The sequence below is a fragment of the Ramlibacter sp. P4_H7 genome (assembly GCF_056400765.1).
This window is the reverse complement of record NZ_JBFUKP010000003.1, coordinates 40,599-63,778: the sequence shown is the minus strand read 5'-3', so window position 1 is coordinate 63,778 and position 23,180 is coordinate 40,599. Positions and strand designations below refer to the sequence as shown.

Below are 23,180 nucleotides of genomic sequence, written 5' to 3'. Positions count from 1 at the left end.
AGGAAACGACATGAGCACGATCGACTACAGCGACAAGATCCCCAACAACGTCAACCTGAGCGAGGACCGCACCCTGCAGCGCGCGCTGGAGGGCTGGCAGCCCAACTACCTGAGCTGGTGGCAGGACATGGGGCCCGAGGGCAGCCAGAACTTCGACGTCTACCTGCGCACCGCCGTGAGCGTGGACCCCGAAGGCTGGGCGCAGTTCGCCCACGTGAAGATGCCCGACTACCGCTGGGGCATCTTCCTGAACCCGGCCGAGAAGGACCGCAAGGTCCACTTCGGCGACCACATGGGCGAGGCCGCCTGGCAGGACGTGCCCGGCGAATACCGCGCCAACCTGCGCCGCATCATCGTCACGCAGGGCGACACCGAGCCCGCCTCGGTGGAGCAGCAGCGGCACCTGGGGCTGACCTGTCCCAGCCAGTACGACCTGCGCAACCTGTTCCAGGTGAACGTGGAGGAAGGCCGCCACCTCTGGGCCATGGTCTACCTGCTGCACAAGTACTTCGGCAAGGACGGACGCGAAGAGGGCGAGGCCCTGCTGGAGCGCCGCAGCGGCAACCAGGACAACCCCCGCATCCTGCAGGCCTTCAACGAGAAGACGCCGGACTGGCTGTCCTTCTTCATGTTCACCTACTTCACCGACCGCGACGGCAAGTTCCAGCTGTGCGCCCTGGCGGAGTCGGCCTTCGACCCGCTGGCGCGCACCACCAAGTTCATGCTGACCGAAGAAGCGCACCACATGTTCGTGGGCGAGTCCGGCATCAGCCGCGTCATCCAGCGCACCTGCCAGGCGATGAACGAGCTCAAGACCGACGACCCGAAGAAGCTGCGGGAGGCCGGCGTCATCGACCTGCCCACGATCCAGCGCTACCTCAACTTCCATTTCAGCGTCACGATCGACCTGTTCGGAGCCGACGAGTCGAGCAATGCCGCCACCTTCTACAGCACGGGCCTCAAGGGCCGGTTCGAGGAAGGCAAGCGCACCGACGACCACCAGCTGCGCGGCCAGAGCTACAAGGTGCTGCAGGCCGCCAATGGCCAGCTGACCGAACGGGAAGTGCCGATGCTCAACGCGCTCAACGAAGTGCTGCGCGACGACTACATCAAGGACAGCATGTCGGGCGTCGGCCGCTGGAACAAGGTGATCGAGAAGGCCGGCATCCCGTTCAAGCTGACGGTGCCGCACAAGGCCTTCCACCGCAACATCGGCGCATTGGCCGGCGTGAAGGTCGCCCCCGACGGACGCGTGATCAGCGAAGCGGAGTGGAAGGCGAAGGTCGGTGAATGGTTGCCGACGGCGGAAGACCGTGCGTTCGTCGCGAGCCTCATGGGGCGCGTGGTGGAACCGGGCAAGTTCGCCAACTGGATTGCGCCGCCGGTGATGGGCATCAACCGCCAGCCGGTGAACTTCGAGTACGTGCGCTTCGCCTGACAGCGGCAATGAACAGCGCGGCGGCGGCGCCGCCGCGCGAGGAGCGATCATGGACGCATCCGACGTCATCTTCATCAAGCAGCACCTGATCGATCCCGAGATCTGCATCCGCTGCAACACCTGCGAGGCGACCTGCCCCGTCAGCGCCATCACCCACGACAGCAACAACTACGTCGTGGACGCGAGCAAGTGCAACCTGTGCATGGCCTGCGTGCCGCCGTGCCCGACGGGCAGCATCGACAACTGGAGAACGGTGCCCCGTGCGAAGGCCTATTCCCTCGAAGAGCAATTCGGCTGGGAGTCGCTGCCCGAAGCCCTGTCCGACGCGGAACTGGCCGAAGCTGCCGGCGGCGCCGAAGTCGTGCTCGCACCGCAACCGCAACTGGCGCCGGAGCCGGCAGCTTCCGCCGGCATCGAACCCGGCGAGACCACTTTCCGCAGCGCGGACTACGGCACCACGGTGCCGCCCTGGTCCGCAGCCCATGCCTTCACCAACCTGTACGGGCCCAAGGCGCCGGTCAAGTCCCTGACGGCAACGGTCACCGGCAATGTCCGCGTCACCGAAGTCGGCAAGGAGTACGACACCCACCACATCGTGCTGGACTTCGGCAGCACCCCCTTTCCCGTGCTGGAAGGCCAGAGCATCGCGGTCGTCCCGCCCGGACTGAACGAGAAGGGACGGCCGCACCACCCGCGGCAGTACAGCATCGCGAGCGCCCGCAACGGCGAGCGCCCGGGCTACAACAACGTCTCGCTCACGATCAAGCGCGTGCTGGAAGACCACGACGGCCGGCCGGTGCGCGGCGTCGCCAGCAACTACATGTGCGACCTGAAGGTGGGCGACAAGGTGGAGGTGATCGGACCCTTCGGTGCGAGCTTCCTGATGCCCAACCATCCGAAGAGCCACATCGTGATGATCTGCACCGGCACCGGCAGCGCGCCCATGCGGGCGATGACCGAGTGGCGGCGGCGCCTGCGCAACTCGGGCAAGTTCGAGGGCGGCAAGCTGATGCTGTTCTTCGGCGCGCGCACGCCGGAGGAACTGCCGTACTTCGGCCCCCTGCAGAAGCTGCCCAAGGACTTCATCGACCTGAACCTGGCTTTCAGTCGTGTGGCCGACCAGCCCAAGCGCTATGTCCAGGACCTGATGCGCGAGCGCGCGGCCGACCTGATCCCCCTGCTGGCCGACCCGAATGCCTACTTCTTCGTGTGCGGCCTGAAGGCGATGGAACAGGGTGTCGTGATGACCTTGCGAGAGGTGGCCACCGCCGCGGGCCTGGACTGGGAAACGATCGGTGCTGCCCTCAAGCGCGACGGCCGACTGCACCTCGAGACGTACTGATGGCCACCCGGGTTCCGCAATGAAGCAAGTCGACGTTCTCGTGATCGGGGCCGGCATCATGGGCGTCGGCATTGCCCAGGTCGCCGCACAGGCGGGACACCGCGTCTACCTGTTCGACCAGCGCGAAGGCGCCGCGCAACTGGCCCGTGACCGCATCGCGGAGGTGCTGGGGAAGCTGGCAATGAAGGGAAAGCTTTCCGGCGCCGATGCGGACGCCGCGGTCGGCCGGGTGATCCCGGCTGCCGCGTTCCAGGACGCGGCGTCCGCGCGGCTCGCCATCGAGGCGATTGTCGAGAGGCTGGAGGCGAAGCAGGCATTGCTGCGGCAGCTGGAGGAGCTGCTCCCCGACGAGGCCATTCTGGCAACGAACACGTCCTCGATCAGCGTGACCGCCATTGCCGCCGGTGCGAAGAGACCCGGGCGGGTGGTCGGTATGCATTTCTTCAATCCGGTGCCCTTGATGGCCCTCGTGGAGGTGGTGAGCGGGCTGCGAACGGATCCCGCAATCGCCACGCAGGTGGCCGAGCTGGCTCGCGCCTGGGGCAAGGTGCCGGTGCAGGCGCGCAGCACGCCGGGCTTCATCGTCAATCGCATCGCGCGTCCCTATTACGCGGAAGCGCTGATGCTGCTGCAGGAGCGTGCGGCGAGACCGGAAGTGCTCGATGCGCTGCTGCGGTCTGCGGGATTCCGCATGGGGCCCTGCGAGCTGATGGACCTGATCGGCCACGACACGAATTTCGCGGTGACGCAGTCGGTGTTCGAGGCCAACTTCTTCGACCGGCGCTTTACGCCCAGCCTCGTGCAGCGAGAGCTGGTGGAAGGCGGGTTGCTGGGACGAAAGTCGGGGCAGGGCTTCTACCCCTACCCGTCTGGAGCACCGGCCATCCCACCTGCTTCTTACGCTGTGCCGGACATCGCAGCAGGGGTGACGGTGAACGGGAAAGGCACCGTCGCCGAACGCCTGCACGCGGCGGTGAGCGCCGTGCCAGGAGTGCGAGCGGCGAGGAACGCGGAGTCCGGGTGGACGGGCCTGCGCATTGGTTCGGGTGAATTGCGGCTGACCGATGGCCGACCCGCCGCGCGGGTGGCCCGCGAGAGCGGCTGCCCGGACGTCGCCGTCTTCGACGAGTTGCCGGTGCAGCAAGGCGGCGCCATCGCCTACTCCGTCGTCGGCTCCCCGGACTGGCAGCGCGCCGCACCCGCATGGCTCCAGCAATTGGGCTTCCAGCCGCACGCGGTGCAGGACACGCCGGGGCTGGTGGTGGCGCGCACACTCGCAATGCTCGTGAACGAAGCAGCGGACGCCGTGCAGCAGGGCGTGTGTACCGAAGAGGGCGCGGACGCGGCCATGAAGCTGGGCGTCAACTATCCGTACGGTCCTTTCGAATGGCTGGCGATTCTCGGCGCGGAACGGGTGACGAGCCTGATGGGCGAGCTCGATCGCTGCTACCGCGGGGAGCGCTACCGGCTCAGTCCGTGGCTCCAGGGGCAGCAGCTCGCCTGAGCGACCGCGGCGGGCGGACGCCCCCCGCGCCGGCGGAGCTGTCTGACCATTGTGCAAGCGCAACAGGCGCATGCCGACCGGAGATGGCAACCGGGCAAGCCGTGTGGCGGGGCGGCAGGCACCGGCTGCGATACTTCAACCCATGCCAGTCAAGCAGTTCCTCGCAGGTGAATTGCGCCAGCTCGCGACCCTGAACCGGAGCGATCGTCCCTGGGAAATGCCGGTGGCGGCCGCGCTTGCCAGCGGGCTGCCGATCTTCATCGGCGTGGCCTACGGCGAGATGGGGCTCGGGCTGATCGGTTCGCTGGGCGGGCTGGTGTTCCTCTACCTGCCCGCGACGGGGCTGGCGCACCGCATGGCCTGGCTGATGGCGTGTGCGTTCGGCATGAGCTGCAGCCATGCCCTGGGCATGCTGGGGCACCTGGTTCCGCCGCTGGTGGTGCCCCTGCTCGTGGTCATCACCATCCTGGTCTCCGTGGTCTGCCGCTTCTATGCCGTGCCGCCGCCGGGGAGCCTGTTCTTCGTGATGACCGCCGCCATCGCCGCGTACAGCCCGATCCACGGCCGCGCGGCGCTGGTGCAGGCGGGGGCGCTCGCGCTCGGCACGGTGCTGGCCGTGGCCATCGGCTTCCTCTACAGCCTGCACATCGTCTCCCGCCGCGGCGTACCCGCGCCCAGCCCGCTGCCGCGGCTGGACTTCGACTTCGTGGTGGTGGACTCGGTGGTGATCGGCGGCTTCGTGGGCCTGTCGCTGCTGGCGGCGCATGCACTGCAGCTGGATCGACCTTACTGGGTGCCGGTCAGCTGCCTGGCCATCATCCAGGGCGCGTCCTTGCGGGCTGCGTGGTCGCGGCAGCTGCAGCGTATCGTCGGCACCGCCGTGGGCCTGCTGGCGTTCCTCGGGATTGCCAAACTGCAGCTGGATGCGTGGGGCGTGGCCGCCGCGCTGACGGCGATGACCTTCATCATCGAGACGCTGGTCGTGCGCCACTACGCGCTGGCCGCCGTCTTCATCACGCCGCTGACGATCCTGCTGGCCGAGGCCGGGCAGGCGACCGCGATGGCGCCGCAGGCCCTCATGACGGCGCGCCTGGTGGACACCGTGGTCGGGGCGGTGCTCGGCGTGGCCGGCGCGGCCTGCCTGCACAGCCCACGCTTTCGCGCAGTCGTCGGCGCCGGCTTGCGCAAGCTGTTGCCCGGCGGTTCGCCGCGCTCGTAGTGCCCCTCACGGCCGGCAACGCGTGTCCGTGATCGCTGGAAAGAGTGCCGCCAGCGCCGGCCGACGTAGGCCGATCACGCCAGACGATGCCCCCTCCGCCTCCATGGGAGTAGAGTGATCGGGTCCCCCAGGGTGATCCCTTTCGTGCCTCCGATCGCCGCTTGTCGTCGCTGGGTTTTGCTTCCGCACCGCCGAGGGCCGTTGCGTGAAGAATCCCAGTACCCAGATCGAGGCCTGGCGCCTCGCCGACCGGATCGCTAGCCACGCCGAACGCGCGATCTTCGATGCCGCCATGGCCTCGGTGGACGGCAGGACTCCTGCTCCCACGGAGCCGGAATGGCAAGGCGTCCGGAACCTGCGTGAACTCGCCAACGGCCTGTTCCACGTGGCGATGCAATCCTTGAAGGAACCCCCCTTGCACGGCCAGCCGGAGGACGACGGTCCTTCGGGCAGCTGGTGGCAACCGCACCGCCGCCGCGCGGCCATTCGGTCTTGCGAATGGTTCTAGTCCGTGCGCGAGGCGCCCGCTGACACCTCTTCGCTTCCGCCCGCCGAAGGAGTCACCGGCGCAGCCTGCTTGCGGCCCGCCAGCGGCTCCCGGTAGATCACGTGGTACGCGAGGGCCACGAGGACGCTGCCGCCCACCAGATTGCCTGCGATCACCACGGCGAGGTTCCTTGCCATCCCGCCCAGCGTCACCAGGGCCTGCCCTTCGGGCGAGCCACCGGCCTGGACCAGCATGGCCAGCGGCATCAGGTACATGTTGGCGATGCTGTGCTCGAAGCCCGCGGCGACGAAAGCGGTCACGGGAAAGACCACCGCCACCGCCTTGTCGACGACGCTGCGGCCGGCCATCGCCATCCACACGGCCATGCACACGAGCACGTTGCACAGGACGCCGCGGAAGAACGCCTCCTGCCAGGAGAGTTCCTGCTTCGCCAGCGCGATCCTGACCACGGCGCGGCCGACGGCACCGGACGATAGGCCGGTGTGCCCGCTCAGGTACACGAGCACGGCCAGTCCCGCGGCGCCGACGAAGTTGCCGGCACAGACCACGACCCAGTTGCGCAGGACGTCCAGCGAGCCGATCCTGCCGTCCGCCCAGGCCATGGCGAGGAGGTTGTTGCCGGTGAAGAGCTCGGCGCCGGCGACCACCACGAGCAGCAGGCCCAGCGAGAACACGCCGCCGGCCGCGAACTGCGATGCGGCGAAACCGAGGGTGGGGTCGGACTTGACGATGACCGACAGCATCGTCCCCAGTCCGATGAAGGCGCCCGCGAGCACTCCCAGCATCACCAGCGGCAGCAGCGCGAGCCGCGCCTTGGCCACGCCGACGGAGTCCACCCGCCGGGCCACCTCGCTCGGCGTGTAGGCATCGAATCCATACAGGTTGGCGCTCACGCGGGAGGCCGGGCGCCGCGCGTGCGCGGTGCCCCTTCCCTGGCTGCGGCCATGCCGATGCGGATCGCTGTTTCCCTGGGCATCGTTTCACTGTAGGTACGGGGCGGCGGCGGCCCTTGCGCTGGATCAAGCGCGTGTGAGCTCAACGGTGCCGAAGGCGGCGAATTTCCCGTCACCGGCCGGTCACAGTCCAGCAGGACAGTGCGCAGAATGGCATTCCTCAGGAGGTGCACCATGGACAGACGCGAATGGATGGCGGCTGCGGCCGCTGCGGGGCTGCTGGCGGCATGCGGCGGTGGAGGCGACGGCGCGGCGGATGCTTCGCTGCAGTCACGGGCGGTCGGCGAGGGCCTCGGCAAGCTGCCGCTGGTCATCGGCCACCGCGGCGCGGCGGGCGAATTGCCGGAGCACACGCTGGCGGGCTACCAGAGGGCGATCGATGTCGGCGCCGACTTCATCGAGCCGGACCTCGTGCTCACACGCGACGGCGTGATGGTCGCGCGGCACGAGCCGATCCTGGACAACACCACCGACATCGCGAGCAAGTTCCCGGCGAGCCGCAAGTCCACGCGCAATCTCGACGGCGTGTCGACCACGGCGTACTTCGCCAGCGACTTCACGCTCGCCGAGATCAAGACCCTGCGCGCGGTTCAATCGAATCCCGCCCGGCCGCAGAATTTCAACGGCCTTTACGAGATCCCGACCCTGGACGAGATCATCGCGCTCGCCAAGGGGGCGAAGCGGCGGGTCGGCATCTATCCGGAGATCAAGCACTCCACCTTCCACGCGGTCGAAGTCGGTTTCGGCCTGCACACCTTCGAGGACAAGCTGGTCGCCAAGCTGCACGAGGCATTCGGGCGGGGCCGCGGCGCGCCGGTCTTCATCCAGTCCTTCGAGGTGGCCAACCTGCAGTACCTGCGCACGCAGACCAACATGCGGCTGGTGCAGCTGATCGACGCCGACGACGTCCGCGCCGATGGCAGCCTGTCCCTCGTCCCGCCCTTCGAGCGGCCCTACGACTTCGTGGTGGCCGGCGACCCGCGAACCTTCGCCGACCTGCTGACACCGGGCGGCCTGGACTTCGTGAGCGGCTACGCCGACGCGATCGGCCCGTGGAAGCCCTACCTGGTGAAGACGGTGGCGGACGGCATCGATCGCACGGGCGACGGCATCCTGACCATCAACGACCGGCGCGTGGACGGCAGCACCGGCGTGATCGAGCTGGCGCATGCCCGCGGCCTCCTGGTGCACACCTGGACTTTCCGCAACGACGCGAGCGGCTACGGCTTTGCCGATCCGCTGGCGGAGATGGCCTACTACATGCGGCTGGGCGTGGATGGCCTGTTCACGGACTTCCCCGCGACCGGCGTGGCGGCGCGCGACAGCCTGCGCTGAAGATCGAGCGTTGGGCCGCCCGCCCGGGCGCGCAGTGCAAGCTCGCGCGCCGCGACCGGCTCGGGCGCAAGCCGCATCTTGACGGGCATCAATTCTTTCCGTGGGCAGCGGCCTAACGTGCAGGAGTCTCCACTCAAGGAGCCGCTCCATGGCAACGTCCTTCCAGCAGGTGCTGGTGCACCTCGATCCGACCCAGTCGACCCCGCACCGCCTCGCGGCCGCACGGGAGATCGCCGGGCAGCAGGGCGCTGCGCTGGCTGCGCTCTACGCCGGCGTTCCGTCCTTCGTGGAGCTTCCCTACACGCCGGCGGTCGGGCCCAGCCTGGCCGCCGACCTGATGGCGCTGGACGAGGAGCGCCGCGCCGGCGTGCGGAAGGCCTTCGCCCGGGCGATGACGGCGGCCGGCCCGGGCGCCACCTGGAGCCAGACCAGCGAAGTGCCGCTGGTGGGCGCCTTCGTGCAGCAGGCGCTGTTCGCCGACCTGCTGGTGCTGGGCCAGCACGACCCGCGGGACGAGGCGGCCCGCTCGGTGCCATCCCACTTCGTCGAGTCCGTGCTGGCGACCTCCGGCCGCCCGGCGGTCGTCGTCCCATCCACCGGTTGGGCCGCACCCGTCAGCGACACCGTCGCGATCGCCTGGAAGGAGACGCCGGAGGCGGCGCGGGCCGTGACCGCGGCCATGCCTTTCCTGCAGCGCGCCTCCCACGTGCACATCCTCACCTGGGGAGACCCCGGCGAAACCGGCGTCGGCGGCCATCGCCTGGACCTGGATGGCTACCTGAAACTGCACGGCGTCACGGCGGTCTGGCACCGCGGCGGGCCGGAGCCCGCCGCGCTGGGAGAACTGCTGTTGTCGCGGGTGTTCGACCTGGACGCGGACTTGCTGGTGATGGGCTGTTACGGCCACGGCAGGGCGCGCGAGTGGGTGCTGGGCGGCGTCAGCCGCACGCTGCTGCAATCCATGACCCTGCCCTTGCTGCTGTCGCATTGACGACCTGGCCCGCAGGAAACGCGGCGGCCCAGGCCCCGGCGAGTCCCGGTGCGCGTCACGCCACCACCGTCACGCTCACCTGCGCATCCTTGCGCAGCACCTCCACGCCCACGCTGCGCTCGTGCCGTTTCAGCAGCAGGTCGCAGTTGGCGCCGGGCGAGCCGAGCCGCTCGATGCGCAGCCAGTCGATGAAGGCCGGCAGCCGCGGGGTGTGCAGGCGGATCGCCGTGCCGTTCGCCTCCAGCTCCAGCCCCAGGCAGGCCTGCAGGATCGCGAAGGGCGCGGCGGCCGCCCAGGCCTGCGGGGAGCAGGCCACCGGGTACAGCGTCGGGCCGGCGCCGTCGCGCCGCGCAAAGCCGCAGAACAGCTCCGGCAGGCGGTGCAGGTCGAAGTGCAGGCTGGCCTCGAACAGGCTGGTCAGCATCTGCCCGGCCTCGGCCGTGCGGCCGTAGCGCGCCATGCCCGCGGCCGCCAGCGCGTTGTCGTGCGGCCAGATCGACCCGTTGTGATAGGACATCGGGTTGTAGCGCGGCTGCCCCTGCGCAATGGTGCGGATGCCCCAGCCGCTGAAGAAGGCCGGCCCCATCAGGGTCTGGATCACGCGCTGCGCATGGGCGGGCGATGCGATGCCGCTCCACAGGCAGTGGCCCACGTTGGACGCCAGCACGCGGCAGGGCTTCTTGTCGCCGTCCAGCGCCAGCGCGTAGCTGCCGAGATCCTCGCACCAGAACGCGGTCTGGAACTTGCGGGCGAGCTGGTCCGCCTCCTGCACCAGCCGGTCCGCGAGGACGGCATCGCCCAGCGCGTGCGCCACCTCGGCCAGCATGCTCTTGCCCTGGTAGACGTAGCCCTGCACCTCGCACAGCGCGATGGGCGCGTCCGCCATCTGCCCGTCCGCGTGGAAGATCGAATCGTGCGAGTCCTTCCAGCCCTGCTGGGTGAGCCCGTCCTTGCTCTTGCGCTGGTATTCCACGAAGCCGTCGCCGTCGGGGTCGCCGAAGGTGTCGATCCAGCGCAGCGCGGCCAGCAGGTTCGGCCAGATCGACTTGAGCAGGGCGGTGTCGCCGGTGCGGCGCCAGTAGGCGGCCGCCAGCACCAGGAACAGCGGCGTCGCGTCCACGGTGCCGTAGTAGCGGCCGAAAGGGATCTCGCGCGTGTTGGCCATCTCGCTGGCGCGTGCCTCGTGCAGGATCTTGCCGGGCTCCGCGTCGCGTTCCGGGTCGGATTCGGTCGCCTGCGTGGCCGCGAGGAAGCCCAGCACGCCGCGCGCGAGCGACGGGTCGATCCACAGGTATTCCAGCGCGGTGAGGATGCCGTCGCGCCCGAAGGTGGTCGAGTACCAGGGCACGCCGGCGAAGGGGTAGGGGCCGGTGGGCAGATCGGTGGTGAGCATCGCCAGGTCCGACACCGAGCGGTCCAGCCACAGGTTGACCAGCGGATTGGAGGTGCTGATGCTGCAGCTGGAGTTGCGCCCCCGCGCCCGCGCGGCATTGTTCTCCTGCAGCGCCGCCGAGTAGCCCAGCGCGCGCGGCGCGGGCTCGCCCTCGCACTCGCACAGCACGCAGCAGTACACGTGCGTTTCCTCGCCGGGGTCCAGCCGCAGTTCGAAGCTGGCGCGACCGGCGTCGACGGCCTTCGGGGCCGGATCGAAGCGCACGCGCGTGCGGCGCAGCAGCCCGTCGCGGCCGCGGTAGGGCAGCACCACTTCCGAGCGGCCCACCTCCGGTGCGCTGCGCTCGCCGCGCTGCGTGCGCTGCATGCCGCGCACTTCGAAAAGGTCCACGAAGTCGCCGTCGAAGGTCATCTCCAGCCGCACGGTGGCGGCCTCCTCGCCGTGGTGGCTGAGGCGGATGGCCTCGTGGCAGACGCCTTTCCACAGCAGCTTGGTGCGGTGCACGTGCAGCGTGCCCTTGGGCAGCACCACCTTGCCGTCCACCGTGAGGTCCGGGTTCATCAGGTCGATCACCAGCAGGCTGTTGGCCTCCTGCACCGACGAGCCCAGGTACAGCGGCCTCGCGCCGTCGATGGTGAGCTCCTGGTGCGACAGGTAGCGCGTGTCGTTGTGGTACAGGCCCTCCTGGCCGGGGGCCAGCACCGCGATGTCGCCGAAGCGGTCGAACATCCCGAAGGTCTCGTCGTTCTTCAGCACCTGCGGCTGCTCGTGGTGCGCGAAGGTCGCGAGCACGTACCACTTGTCGTCGACCTGGATCTTCCTGCGTGGCATGGCCGGCTCCTCAGGCGGGCTCGCGGGTCAGCGCGAGTTCGCGGTAGCGCTCGACGTACTTGCGGGCCATGACGGGCGCGGCGAAGCGCCGCTCGAAGGTGGCGCGGCACACCCGCCGGTCGAGGCGGTCCACCTGGCGGGCCGCGGCGATGGCCTGCTCCTGGTTGGACACGATGAAGCCGGTGACGCCATCGTCGACGACCTCCGGCACCGATCCGTGGGCATAGGCGATCACGGGCGTTCCGCAGGCCATCGCCTCGATCAGCACCAGCCCGAAAGGCTCGGGCCAGTCGATCGGCGTCAGCAGCGCCCGCGCGTTGCCGATGAAGTCGTTCTTGGCCTCGTCGTCGATCTCGCCGACGAAGGTGATGAGCGGATGGGCCAGCATCGGCTCGATCTTCTGCGCGAAGTATTCCCTGTCGACCCGGTCCACCTTGGCCGCGATGCGCAGCGGCGTGTCGCAGGCGATGGCGATCTCGATGGCGCGGTCGCAGCGCTTTTCCGGCGAGATGCGGCCCACGAAGGCGAAGTAGTCGCCGCGCGCGGGATGGAAGTCGTACAGGTCCGGCGGCAGGCCGTGGTGGATCGTCGCCAGCCAGTTGGCCCAGGGCAGGGGCGTGCGCTGGTTGTCCGAGATGGACACCAGCGGGTGCCGGTGGAAGCGGCGGTACAGCGGGACCAGCTCCGGCAGGTCCAGGCGCCCGTGCAGCGTGGTGAGGCTGGGTGTGCGCAACTGCTGCGCCACCGGGAGCTGCATCGCGTCGATGTGGAAATGGATCACGTCGAAGGAGCCGGCGAGCTCGCGCACGCGGTCGAGCATCAGCGTGTGCCAGATGACATGGTCGGGCTTGCCGGGATGCAGCCGCAGCGCGCGGTCGACGATGGGGACCAGCCGCGCGGACGTGTTGGAGTCGCCGCTTGCGAACAGGGTCACGTCGTGGCCCATGTCCACGAGCGTTTCGGTGAGGTAGTGGACGACACGTTCGGTGCCGCCATAGGTCTGGGGTGGGACGCTCTCGATCAGGGGGGCGACCTGGGCAATCTTCATCGGTGGGTTCCTCGACAGTCCGGGAGTGCCGCCGCAACATGGGCGGGTCCAGGAAGTCCCTACCGTAGACCAGACCGCGCTCCGCCGTGTGTAGGACGGCAACGGACGCGGCGCGAGGATTGGCCCGGCGCACCTGGACCGTGCGCGGCAGGCGCCGCGCGCTCTACGGTTGCCTCAGCGCTCGCGGCCGGCCCGGCGCAGCAGCAGGGTCACCGGTTCCACCAGGTATTCCAGCGGCGTGCGCAGCTCGCCCTGGATGAACACTTCCGCCGGCATGCCCGCCTGCATGCTGATCCGGCCGGCGTCGTGCAGCGAGGCCGGGTCGGCTTCGATCATCACCGTGTACCAGGGCTGTTGCGTCTGGCGGTCCACGTTCCGGTCGGCGGACACGTACACCACCTTGCCCGCCACCATGGGCGTCGTCAGCGCGTTGTAGGCGCTGAAGCGGATGTGCGCCGGCTGGTCCTGCTGCACGCGGCGGATGTCCTCGGGACGGATCTGCGCCTCGACCAGCAGCCTGGGATTGGCCGGCACGATGTCGACGATCGCTTCCCTGGGGCTCATCACCGTGCCGGGGCTGGTGAAGCGCAGGTTCATCACCTCGCCCGCGGCCGGCGCCACGATCACCTGGCGCTGCGACGCGTCGGTGGACTTGCGCAGTTCCTGCTGGATCTCCGACATGCGGACCATGGCGATCTTGAGCTGGTCGCTGGCCTGCTGGCGGTAATCGCTCTCCAGGGACTTGATCTTCAGGTCCGTGTCCACCATGCGCTGGCCCGCGCGCGCCAGCTCGGAGCGGCGCTCCTCCAGCTTCACGCCGTAGTCGGCCACCGAGGCTTCCAGCTGCGAGATGCGCGTGTCCGAGATGAAGCCTTCCTTGAGCATCTGGCGGTTGCGCTCCAGCTCGGAGCGCTGGTGCGCCATGGACGACTGCGCCTGTTCGATCTGCGCGCGCAGCGACGCGAGCTCCTGGCCGATCTTGTCGCGCTGCGCCCGCAGCAGCGACACCTGGCCCACCAGGGCCTCGCGCCGCGCCGTGAACAGCGCGCGTTCCTTGGCCAGCTGCTCCGCCAGCCGCGAGTCCTGCTGGGCCGCCTGCTGCAGGTCGGCCGGGAACGCCAGCGTGCCGGCGCCGCCCTGTTCGGCCTCGTAACGCACGACGCCCGCGCGCTCGGCCTGCACCCGGTAGCCCAGGCGGTTGAGGTCGGCATCCACGCCCACGTCGCCCAGCACCAGCAGCGGCTCGCCTTTCTGCACGCGCTGGCCGTCGCGCACCTTCACCTCGCGCACGATGCCGCCCTCGGCGTGCTGCACCGGGATGCGGTCGAGGTCGACCTTCACGTGCGCCTGCGCGACGACCGCCGAGGCCAGCCGCGCGGTGGCCAGCCAGGCGACCGCGGGGACCAGTCCCAGGGCCAGCACCAGCAACCCGGCGCGGGCGAGGCTTCGGGCTTCCCGCAGGTGCGGGTTGTGCAGCACGGGGGTGATGGCGGCGGCGTTCACGAGGCCGTCTCCATGGCGTGCATGGGCATGGGCACGACCTTCGGGCGCGCCTGCCCGGGCGGGGCTTTCACCTGCATGTCCTTCATGACGTCGGCCACCAGCCCATAGTGCTGCGGCTTGCCGGCGTCGATCACCAGCATCTTGTCCACGTGCTGCACGAGCGTGGTGCGGTGGGTGACGACGACCACGGTCACCTGGCCCTTGAGGTTCTTCAGCGCCTGCGCCAGCGCCATTTCGCCCTGGCCGTCGAGGTTGGAGTTCGGCTCGTCCAGCAGCAGCAGCTTGGGGTTGCCGTACAGGGCGCGGGCCAGGGCGATGCGCTGGCGCTGGCCGGGCGACAGCAGTGCCGATGCCGGATCGACCCAGGTGTCGTAGCCGTCGGGCAGCCCCTGGATCAGGTCGTGCACGCCGGCGCGCAGGGCCGCCTGCACGACCTGGGCCGAATCGGGCACCGCGAGGCGCGCGATGTTGTCGGCGACCGTGCCGGCGAAGAGTTCGACGTCCTGCGGGACGTAGCCCAGCCACGGCCCGAGCTGTTCGCGCGGCCATTGCGCTACGTCGAAGCCGTCGAGGCGCACCGTCCCCGCCGTGGGCCGCCACAGGCCGGAGAGCAGGCGCAGCAGCGTGGACTTGCCGGCGCCGCTGGAGCCGACGATCGCCAGCGACTCGCCGGCCTCGAGGTGCAGCGACACGCCCGCCAGCAGGATGCGGTCGCTGCCCGGTGCGCGGAACACGAGTTGCTGGGCGCTGAGCTCGCCGCGCGGCGCCGGCAGCTCCATGCGCGGCGTAGCCTGGTCGGCGGTCGCGAGCAGGCCGGCGAGGCGGCGCAATGCGGCACGCGCTTCCGCCAGGATCTTCCAGCTGCCGACGACCTGTTCGACCGGCGCCAGCGCGCGGCCGAGCAGGATCGTGCAGGCGACCGTCACGCCGGGCGAGGCATGGCCTGCGATCACGAGCCAGGCGCCCACCGCCAGCATCACGATCTGCACCGCCTGGCGCAGCGTGCGGGTGAAGGCGGCCATCGCCACGGTCTTGCGGGCCGTCGGGCGCTGCAGCGCGGCCACCTCGGCGTTCTGCTGCTGCCAGCGCGCCAGCAGTGCATCGGCCATGCCGAGGGTCTGCACGACTTCGGCGTTGGCGAAGGACGCCTCCAGGTAGCGCGTCGCCGAGGCCGCGGACTTCTGCAGGGCCTCGATGTCGCGGCGGGTGAGGACGTCGTTCAGCACCGCGAGCACCAGCATCACGAAGGCGGCCGCTGCTGCCGTCATGCCCAGGTAGGGATGCGCCAGCCAGATCAATGCCACGTACACCAGCAGCCAGGGCGCATCGAACACGGCAAGCAGGCCCTGCGCCGAGAAGGCCGCACGCAGGGCGCCGATGTCGCGCAGCGCCTCGGCCATCGGCTTGCCCTGCCGGGCGCGCTGGGCCACCGTGAGCCGGGTGACCACCGGCGCCAGCGTGTCGGCGATCAGGTTGCCCGCCACCCCCTGCAGCCGGGCCCGCACGTAATCGAGCGCCATCAGCATGAGAAGGCCGAATCCGGCGCCCAGGGCCAGCACCACCAGCGTGTCCGTGCTGCGCGACACGAGCACGCGGTCGAACACCTGCAGCATGAAGATCGAGGGGATCAGCAGGAGCAGGTTGATCAGCACCGAGAAGCCCGCGACGTGGAGCAGAGGTGCGCGGAGTTGCGCCTTAAGGTCTTTCATGCGAGCTCACCTTCGAAAACCTGTGAACGCACCGCGATGGAGGCTGGTGCTTGCGGTGTCCTCTCACAGCGGCAGCGGTCCGGCCACGACGTCGGTGGCAAGCAAGGCCGGTGCGGCTCCCCCCACCTTGGAAAGTGTCGCGAACAACACCGCAGCGTCGCCCCCGGCTCCGTCGTGATCGAAATAGAGATTGCCGGTGTTGGTGTCGTAGATCACCCGTTGATCGGCGGTAGCGGCGCCGGTGACGCCGGCGCCAAAGAGGAACTGCGAAGCGGACAGCGCGCCGGCTGGCAACTCGGTGAACAGGCCCTGCTGATCGTTGAGGAGCAACAAGGTGTCGCCCTCTGCACGGTTGAAATCCGAGATTGTGTCAACGCCGTTGTTCCATCCGTCCCCGAACACGAACGTATCGGCGTTGTTACTGCCCGTCAGCGTGTCGACGCCCGCTCCGCCATACAGCACATCGTTGCCATTGCCTCCAGTCAGCGAATCGATTCCTGCACCTCCGAATAGCCAATCGTTGTCTCCCTGGCCCGTCAACGTGTCGCTGCCGCCATCACCGAAGGCGACATCGTTGCCGTTGTTGAGGCTGAAGGTATTTCCGTTCGCATCGCCGTCCACGAAGTTGATATTTGCGTTCGTCGTCGTGTTGGTCACGTCCGTGACATAGACCTTTGCCGTCTGATCGGTCGAGGAGCCACCGTCGCTCGCACGCACCACCAGGGTAAAGAACTTGCCGTTGATGTCGGTGGACAAGGAACTGCTCTCGTAGTCCAGGAGAGAGACGTCCCGAACGCTGACCTGCCCCGTACTTGCATCGATCTTGAATGCACCACCAGAGTTGTCGCTCACGAGCGAGTACTGCAGCGTGCTGCCTTCGACATCCGTTGCGGCGACGCTGCCAACGATCTTCGAGTCAAAGGCGTTGAACGCGAGGTTGATCAGGTGCTCGTGAAGTGTCCCAAGAGTTGGATTCGAAGTAAAAGTCGGTGGATCGTTGACTGCCGCCACGTTGTAGGTTTGCGTGCCGCTCACGGTGCCGCCTTGGCCGTCTACGACGTTGTACGTCAGCGCCATCGTGCCGTTGTAGTTCGGGGCCGGGGTCACGGTGTAGGTGCCGTTGCCGTTGTCCACCACCGTGCCGTGGTTGGCCTGCAGGTTCGCCACGCTCAGCGTGTCACCGTCCACGTCCGTGAAGCCCGCCAGCAGGTTGGCTGCACTCACCGTGTACGCGGTGTCCTCCGTACCGCCGGCCAGGGTCGCCTGCGTTCCCGTGAGGGCTGGCGCGTCATTGACCGGGGTGCCGGTGAACGACTTGCTTCCGGTCATGGTTGCCGCGCCGTCGCTGACGCTGGTGGCCACGCTGAAGTTGCCGTTGAAGTTCAGTGTCGGCGTGAATGCGACGGCGGCCAGCGCGGCATTGACGCCTGCGATGGCGCCGCTCGCGGTCCAGACGCCGGTTGTGCCGTTGTAGGTCGAGGTCACCCCGGTGAACGTGCCGGTGCTGAGGGCGCCGGCGGCCGTGTTCGACAGCGTCAGGGTGGCGGTGACGTTGGCACTGTCGACATCCGAGACCACGATGTCGGTCAGGTTCAGCGGGGTGTCTTCGGTATAGGTCTCGGGTGCACTGAGATTTGTGGCCGTGGGCGCGTCGTTGACGGCGACTCCAGTGAAGGACTTGCTGCCGGTGACGGTGTCCACGCCGTCGCTGACGCTGGTTGCGACACTGAAGCTGCCGTTGAAGTTCAGTGCCGGAGCGAAGGACACCGCAGCCAGTGCTGCGTTCACGTCCGCGACGGATCCGCTGGCCGTCCAAGTCCCAGTCGCTCCAATGAATGTGGAGGTCACCGTGCCGAAGGTCCCCGTGCTCAGCGCGCCTGCGGCCGTGTTCGAGAGCGTCAGCGTTGCGGTGACGGTGGTGCTGTCCACGTCGGCGACGACGATGTCCGTGAGGTTCAGCAGGGTGTCTTCGGTATAGGTCTCGGGTGCACTGAGATTTGTGGCCGTGGGCGCGTCGTTGACGGCGACTCCAGTGAAGGACTTGCTGCCGGTGACGGTGTCCGTGCCATCGCTAACGCTGGTGGCGACGGTGAAACTGCCGTTGAAATTCAGGGCGGGGTTGAACGTCACGGCCGCGAGGGCAGCGTTCACGTCCGCCACCAAACCATTGGCCGTCCAGGTGCCGGTTCCGGCGCTAAACGTCGACGTCACTGTGCCGAAGGTGCCGGTGCTCAGGGCGCCGGCGGCTATGTTCGACAAAGTCAGCGTCGCGGTGACGGTGGTGCTGTCCACGTCGGCAACGACGATGTCCGTCAAGTTCAATGGCGTGTCTTCGGTGTAGGTTTCGGGCGCGCTGAGGTTCGCGGCGGTGGGTGCGTCGTTGACTGCCGCCACGCTGTACGTCTGTTGCCCTGCCACACTGCCGCCATTGCCGTCGACGACGCTGTAGCTGAGTGTCATCGTCCCGTTGAAATTCGCAGCAGGCGTGATGGTGAAGGTGCCGTCGTGGTTGTCGACCACGGTGCCGTGGTTGGCCGCCAGGTTGGATACGCTCAGCACCTGGCCATTGGTGGCGATGTCCACGTCGGTGAAGCCGGCCAGGAGGTCGGCGGAGGTGACGACGTAGTCAGTGTCTTCCGTGCCCGCTGCCAGGCTTGCCGAGGCGGTGCCGGTGGGCGCGTCGTTCACGGCTGCGACGCTGTAGGTTTGTTGCCCCGCGACGCTGCCGCCATTGCCATCGATAACGCTGTAGGTCAGCCCCATCGTGCCGTTGAAGTTGGGCGCGGGCGTGATCGTGAAGGTGCCGTCGTGGTTGTCGACCACGGTGCCATGGTTGGCCGCCAGGCTTGACACGCTCAGCACCTGGCCATTGGTGGCGATGTCCACGTCGGTGAAGCCTGTCAGGAGGTCGGCGGCGGTGACAACATAGTCAGTGTCTTCCGTGCCGGCTGCCAAGATTGCGATGGCGGCGCCGGTCGGCGCGTCGTTCACCGCGGCTACGCTGTAGGTTTGCTGGCCGGCGAGGCTGCCTCCGTTGCCATCGGTGACGCTGTACGTCAGCGTCATGGTGCCGTTGAAGTTGGGCGCGGGCGTGATCGTGAAGGTGCCGTCGCCGTTGTCGACCACTGAGCCGTGATTTGCCACGAGGCCGGACACGCTCAGCACCTGGCCGTTGGTGACGATGTCCACATCGGTGAAGCCCGCCAGGAGATCGACGGCGGTGACAACGTAGGCGGTGTCTTCGGTGCCCGCGGCGAGGCTCGCCGTGGCCGATCCTGTGGGCGCATCGTTCACCGCGGCCACGCTGTACGTCTGCTGCCCTGCCACGCTGCCGCCATTGCCGTCGACGACGCTGTACGTCAGCGTCATCGTGCCGTTGAAGTTGGGCGCAGGGGTGATCGTGAAGGTGCCGTCGTGGTTGTCGACCACGGTGCCATGGTTGGCCGCCAGGCTGGATACGCTCAGCACTTGGCCGTTCGTGGCAATGTCCACATCGGTGAAGCCTGCCAGGAGGTCGGCGGCGGTGACGACATAGTCAGTGTCTTCCGTGCCCGCTGCCAAGATTGCCGTGGCGGCGCCGGTGGGCGCATCGTTCACGGCGGCCACGCTGTAGGTTTGTTGCCCCGCGACGCTGCCTCCGTTGCCATCTGTGACGCTGTAGGACAGCGTCATGGTTCCGTTGAAATTCGCAGCGGGCGTGATGGTGAATGTCCCATCGTGGTTGTCCACCACCGAGCCGTGGTTGGCGGTCAGCGCGGACACACTCAGCACCTGGCCATTGGTGGCGATGTCCACGTCGGTAAAGCCGGCCAGGAGGTCCGCGGTGGCGACAACGTACGGGGTGTCTTCGGTCCCCGCGGCGAGGCTGGCCGTGGCCGATCCGGTGGGCGCATCGTTCACCGCGGCCACGCTGTACGTCTGCTGTCCCGCCACGCTGCCGCCATTGCCGTCGACCACGCTGTACGTCAGCGTCATCGTTCCGTTGAAATTCGCAGCGGGCGTGATCGTGAACGTACCGTCATGGTTGTCCACCACCGAGCCGCGGTTGGCGGTCAGCGCGGACACACTCAGGACTTGGCCATTGGTGATGATGTCCACATCGGTGAAGCCCGCCAGGAGATCGGCGGCGGTGACAACGTAGGCGGTGTCTTCGGTGCCCGTGGCGAGGCTGGCCGTGGCCGACCCTGTGGGCGCATCGTTCACCGCGGCTACGCTGTACGTCTGCTGCCCTGCCACGCTGCCGCCGTTGCCATCGAGGACGCTGTACGTCAACGTCATCGTGCCGTTGAAATTCGCAGCGGGCGTGATCGTGAACGTACCGTCATGGTTGTCCACCACCGAGCCGTGGTTGGCGGTCAGCGTGGACACACTCAGGACTTGGCCATTGGTGGCGATGTCCACATCGGTGAAGCCTGTCAGGAGGTCGGCGGCGGTGACAACGTAGTCAGTGTCTTCCGTGCCGGCTGCCAGGCTCGCCGTGGCGGCGCCGGTCGGCTCGTCGTTTACCGCGGCCACGCTGTAAGTTTGCTGCCCCGCGACGCTGCCGCCATTGCCATCGATAACGCTGTAGGTCAGCGTCATGGTGCCGTTGAAGTTGGGCGCGGGCGTGATCGTGAAGGTGCCGTCGTGGTTGTCGACCGCGGTGCCATGGTTGGCCACCAGGCTGGACACGCTCAGCACCTGGCCATTGGTGGCGATGTCCACATCGGTGAAGCCCGCCAGGAGATTGGCGGCGGTGACAACGTAGGCGGTGTCTTCGGAGCCCGCGGCGAGGCTCGCCGTGGCCGATCCTGTGGGCGCGTCGTTCACCGCGGCCACGCTGTAGGTTTGTTGCCCCGCGACACTGCCGCCGTTGCCATCGATAACGTTGTACGTCAGCGTCATCGTGCCGTTGAAATTGGGCGCGGGCGTGATGGTGTAGGTGCCGTCGCCGTTGTCCGTCACGCTGCCGTGGTTCGCCGCCAGCCCGGACACGCTCAGGGCGTCGCCGTCCTCGTCGGTGAATCCGGCAAGCAGGTTCGCCCGGGTCACGACATAGGGCTGGTCCTCCGAGCCGGCACCCAGGACGGCCTGGGCCAGCGTGAGGGCCGGGGCGTCGTTCACGTTCGCGATCGTCTGCTCGTTGCCCGTGAAGACGGTGGTGCCGCCCCACTGGTCGGTCGTGACGGCGACCACGCGGACGTGCTGGTTGACCATGCTCTGGTCGGAAGGGATGTGCAAGGCCTGCGCATTGGCGCCGGCGATGTTCTGCCACGTGCCGTCGCCGAGCTTGACCTGCCACTGGTAGCCGATGTCGGTGATGTTCCCGTCGGCGTCCGTGGCGCTCAGGTTCGCGCTGAGGGAACCACCTTCCGCCGCCACGCCGGAATATCCGAGCGCACCTGCCGCCTCCGTGTCCTGTCCTGAAATCGTGACGGTCACCGACGCCCAGCTCAGGGTCCCGTTGGCCATCCGGATGGCGTACAGGAAGGTGTCCGTGACGGAGTCGTTCGCATCCAGCGCACGGATGCTCTTGACGGTCGTTCCTTCCATGAGGCGGAACTCGACGCAACCGTTGACGATGCGAACCTGGTTGCCACCGGCCGTGCTCTCCCACGTCGTCGTGTAGTCCGCGGTGCTGGTGGTGTCCGCATCCTTCGTCAGCAGGGACCCCGAGGTGTCGTCCACCGAATACATCGTCTTTGCCGTGCCGCCCAGGTCGTTGGCCATCACGTTGAGCGTGACGGAACCGTCCGCGTTCAGGGTCGCGCCGCTGTAGATGCCGCCCAGCAGGCCCTGTTCCGTGAGGCTGTAGACGTCATCCTTGGCCTGCGGGGTGAGGTTGAAGGAAACCGTCGATGTGCTCGTCGTGCTGGTGGCCATCAATACAACTCCTGGGGTTCAGCGCGAGGAATGTTCGCCTCGCCTCCGAACCGCAATTGGTTCTGACTTTACGAAGTGCCCGCTGCACTATCGTGCGCTTTGCTCCGGACAAGACAGGCCAAACGGACGAGTTGGCCCGTTCGAGCCATCGAGTCGAGCGGACCTGCTATCGCTCGTTCGACACGAATGCCCAAACCCAGACGACTGCTTTAAGCCGATGGAGAAAATGGAAGGACCTGGCTGCGTGCAAGCTCCATCCTCACGCTGGCGCCCCGGGCCGGGCCCTGCGGCCGGCAGTCCAACGCGCGCGTGACTCTCCATCGAGTGAAGGCACTTTGCCGATCGTCACCCCGGAAGGCCATAGGAGGGACGTCCTTCGGATCTCCCGGCGGTGGTCCGGTCGGGCGGGTGTTTCGCTGGGCCTTTCGTTTTCATTGCACTCGCCGGCTGGGCGCCGGTGGGGGACGCGAGTGGAAAAGAGGGACACCGGCAGGAGAAACATCCCGGGCCGCGGAAGGGGGCCCATGGCGTAATCACTTTTCATGGAACTGGCATCGACCCTCGCAAAGCGGAAGCGGTCCCACCGACTGCTGGCCGCGATCCGGGCGGAAGCGCCGCTGCACCTGTTCGTGCTTTGCTACTTCCTCGCGGGAACAGCGGCCGCCGAGGTGCTCGGTGTTCCGCAGAAGTCCCCGTCCCTCGGCGGGCTCACGCTCCTCTGCCTGGCCATCGTCGTCCTCACGTCACCCGGCGCGGACGTGGTGCTTGGACGGACGGGCGCGGCTGGCGTCGAGCGCCGCGGCGCCGACGTGCTGTCCGGCCTGCTGCTCCTGTGCTCGTGGGCTTTCTTCATGGACACGTTCGTCTCCGTGAAGGCCATGCTTCCGGACATGGTCCCGTTCCACGCGGACCGGGTGCTGATGCAGCTGGATCGGGTGCTGCTGGGGGACGATGCCTGGAAGGTCGTCCTGCCGCTGGTGCCGGGTTGGCTGATGGACGAATTCGAGTTGTTCTACTTTCTCGGATGGGCCTTGCTGATGGTCGTCTCGCTGATCGCGGCGGCCCTTTCGCCGAGCCTGCGGCACCTGCGGGGGCAGTACTTCTGGAGCCACTTCGTGACCTGGGCGATCCTGGGCAACATCGTGGCCGCGGCCTTCATGTCCGCCGGCCCGATCCTCTACGACCAGGTGGATGGACGCCACTTCGCCAGCCTGAATGCGTACTTGTCCCAGGTGGCACCCTGGACCGATTTCGCGCGGTCGCTCGGCATCCGGGCCATCCATGGAGATACGGAAACCGGATTGCCGATCTCCGCCTTCCCGTCCCTGCATGTCGCGCAGGCCACGCTGCTGGTGCTGCTGGCGCGCGGGGTCGGGCCCAAGATGTTCGCGGCTTCCGTGGGCGTGCTGCTGCTCGTGCTGGTCGGGTCCGTGGCGCTGGGATGGCACTACGCCGTGGACGGCATCTTCTCCATCGCCGCCACTCTCTGGCTGTGGCGGTTGGTGGGTCGCTTCACCCGGGCTGGACCGGCCGCCGCGTGACGG

At 68.1% G+C, this 23,180-nt stretch carries 14 protein-coding genes; 8 read left to right on the top strand and 6 right to left on the bottom strand.

All coding sequences use genetic code 11. The features are described 5' to 3' along the window. Positions 1-10 precede the first annotated feature (10 nt). The 5 genes from boxB to AC1DSA_RS05485 all read left to right on the top strand — a co-directional run bounded on the left by boxB (position 11) and on the right by AC1DSA_RS05485 (position 6,011). The gene (boxB, locus tag AC1DSA_RS05505; RefSeq protein WP_477886880.1) at positions 11-1,438 is read left to right on the top strand and encodes a benzoyl-CoA 2,3-epoxidase subunit BoxB; all 1,428 of its coding nucleotides are present in this window, start codon (positions 11-13) and stop codon (positions 1,436-1,438) included. A gap of 49 nt (positions 1,439-1,487) precedes the next feature. Beyond that, complete coding sequence (gene boxA, locus AC1DSA_RS05500; protein ID WP_477886878.1) at positions 1,488-2,780, top strand: benzoyl-CoA 2,3-epoxidase subunit BoxA; 1,293 nt, start codon at positions 1,488-1,490, stop codon at positions 2,778-2,780. A gap of 19 nt (positions 2,781-2,799) precedes the next feature. Continuing rightward, on the top strand, positions 2,800-4,284 hold the full coding sequence (locus AC1DSA_RS05495; protein WP_477886876.1) for a 3-hydroxyacyl-CoA dehydrogenase: 1,485 nt from the start codon (positions 2,800-2,802) through the stop codon (positions 4,282-4,284). Positions 4,285-4,426: 142 nt separating this feature from the next. Beyond that, positions 4,427-5,503 (top strand): FUSC family protein, encoded by a 1,077-nt coding sequence (locus AC1DSA_RS05490; protein WP_477886874.1) that lies wholly within the window; start codon positions 4,427-4,429, stop codon positions 5,501-5,503. A gap of 205 nt (positions 5,504-5,708) precedes the next feature. Beyond that, entirely contained in the window at positions 5,709-6,011 is a 303-nt protein-coding gene (locus tag AC1DSA_RS05485; RefSeq protein ID WP_477886872.1) for a hypothetical protein, read from the top strand. Here the strand turns inward: AC1DSA_RS05485 and AC1DSA_RS05480 are convergent. Next, complete coding sequence (locus AC1DSA_RS05480; protein ID WP_477886870.1) at positions 6,008-6,904, bottom strand: formate/nitrite transporter family protein; 897 nt, start codon at positions 6,902-6,904, stop codon at positions 6,008-6,010. The two genes, AC1DSA_RS05485 and AC1DSA_RS05480, sit on opposite strands and share 4 nt — an antisense overlap. Before the next feature lie 234 nt (positions 6,905-7,138). Here AC1DSA_RS05480 and AC1DSA_RS05475 point away from each other — a divergent pair, with 234 nt between their 5' ends. Together AC1DSA_RS05475 and AC1DSA_RS05470 are read left to right on the top strand one after the other, a co-directional pair. Next, complete coding sequence (locus AC1DSA_RS05475) at positions 7,139-8,299, top strand: glycerophosphodiester phosphodiesterase (protein WP_477886868.1); 1,161 nt, start codon at positions 7,139-7,141, stop codon at positions 8,297-8,299. A gap of 148 nt (positions 8,300-8,447) precedes the next feature. Then, a complete protein-coding gene (locus AC1DSA_RS05470) occupies positions 8,448-9,290 on the top strand; it encodes a universal stress protein (RefSeq protein ID WP_477886866.1) in 843 nt (280 codons plus the stop codon). Between the two features lie 55 nt (positions 9,291-9,345). On the opposite strand, the gene AC1DSA_RS05465 is transcribed toward AC1DSA_RS05470, so the two are convergent. From AC1DSA_RS05465 to AC1DSA_RS05445, 5 genes are all read right to left on the bottom strand, one after another. Beyond that, positions 9,346-11,514 (bottom strand): amylo-alpha-1,6-glucosidase, encoded by a 2,169-nt coding sequence (locus AC1DSA_RS05465; RefSeq protein ID WP_477886864.1) that lies wholly within the window; start codon positions 11,512-11,514, stop codon positions 9,346-9,348. Positions 11,515-11,524: 10 nt separating this feature from the next. Further along, complete coding sequence (locus AC1DSA_RS05460) at positions 11,525-12,562, bottom strand: glycosyltransferase family 4 protein (protein ID WP_477886862.1); 1,038 nt, start codon at positions 12,560-12,562, stop codon at positions 11,525-11,527. A gap of 174 nt (positions 12,563-12,736) precedes the next feature. After that, complete coding sequence (locus tag AC1DSA_RS05455) at positions 12,737-14,065, bottom strand: HlyD family type I secretion periplasmic adaptor subunit (RefSeq protein WP_477886861.1); 1,329 nt, start codon at positions 14,063-14,065, stop codon at positions 12,737-12,739. Further along, positions 14,062-15,774: a type I secretion system permease/ATPase gene (locus AC1DSA_RS05450; protein WP_477886859.1), complete on the bottom strand. Its 1,713-nt coding sequence runs from the start codon at positions 15,772-15,774 to the stop codon at positions 14,062-14,064. The genes AC1DSA_RS05455 and AC1DSA_RS05450 overlap by 4 nt, the downstream gene beginning before the upstream one ends. A gap of 63 nt (positions 15,775-15,837) precedes the next feature. Beyond that, positions 15,838-21,636 (bottom strand): beta strand repeat-containing protein, encoded by a 5,799-nt coding sequence (locus AC1DSA_RS05445; RefSeq protein WP_477886857.1) that lies wholly within the window; start codon positions 21,634-21,636, stop codon positions 15,838-15,840. Between the two features lie 542 nt (positions 21,637-22,178). Between AC1DSA_RS05445 and AC1DSA_RS05440 the strand changes: the two genes are divergently transcribed. Beyond that, entirely contained in the window at positions 22,179-23,177 is a 999-nt protein-coding gene (locus AC1DSA_RS05440) for a phosphatase PAP2 family protein (protein ID WP_477886855.1), read from the top strand. The last annotated feature ends 3 nt before the right edge of the window (positions 23,178-23,180 follow it).

Coding starts and splice junctions, on each gene's coding strand:
- AC1DSA_RS05445 (WP_477886857.1), bottom strand. CDS start 21,636: ATGGCCACCAGCACGACGAGCACATCGACGGTTTCCTTCAACCTCACC.
- AC1DSA_RS05495 (WP_477886876.1), top strand. CDS start 2,800: ATGAAGCAAGTCGACGTTCTCGTGATCGGGGCCGGCATCATGGGCGTC.
- AC1DSA_RS05465 (WP_477886864.1), bottom strand. CDS start 11,514: ATGCCACGCAGGAAGATCCAGGTCGACGACAAGTGGTACGTGCTCGCG.
- boxA (WP_477886878.1), top strand. CDS start 1,488: ATGGACGCATCCGACGTCATCTTCATCAAGCAGCACCTGATCGATCCC.
- AC1DSA_RS05460 (WP_477886862.1), bottom strand. CDS start 12,562: ATGAAGATTGCCCAGGTCGCCCCCCTGATCGAGAGCGTCCCACCCCAG.
- AC1DSA_RS05475 (WP_477886868.1), top strand. CDS start 7,139: ATGGACAGACGCGAATGGATGGCGGCTGCGGCCGCTGCGGGGCTGCTG.
- AC1DSA_RS05470 (WP_477886866.1), top strand. CDS start 8,448: ATGGCAACGTCCTTCCAGCAGGTGCTGGTGCACCTCGATCCGACCCAG.
- boxB (WP_477886880.1), top strand. CDS start 11: ATGAGCACGATCGACTACAGCGACAAGATCCCCAACAACGTCAACCTG.
- AC1DSA_RS05490 (WP_477886874.1), top strand. CDS start 4,427: ATGCCAGTCAAGCAGTTCCTCGCAGGTGAATTGCGCCAGCTCGCGACC.
- AC1DSA_RS05450 (WP_477886859.1), bottom strand. CDS start 15,774: ATGAAAGACCTTAAGGCGCAACTCCGCGCACCTCTGCTCCACGTCGCG.
- AC1DSA_RS05440 (WP_477886855.1), top strand. CDS start 22,179: ATGGAACTGGCATCGACCCTCGCAAAGCGGAAGCGGTCCCACCGACTG.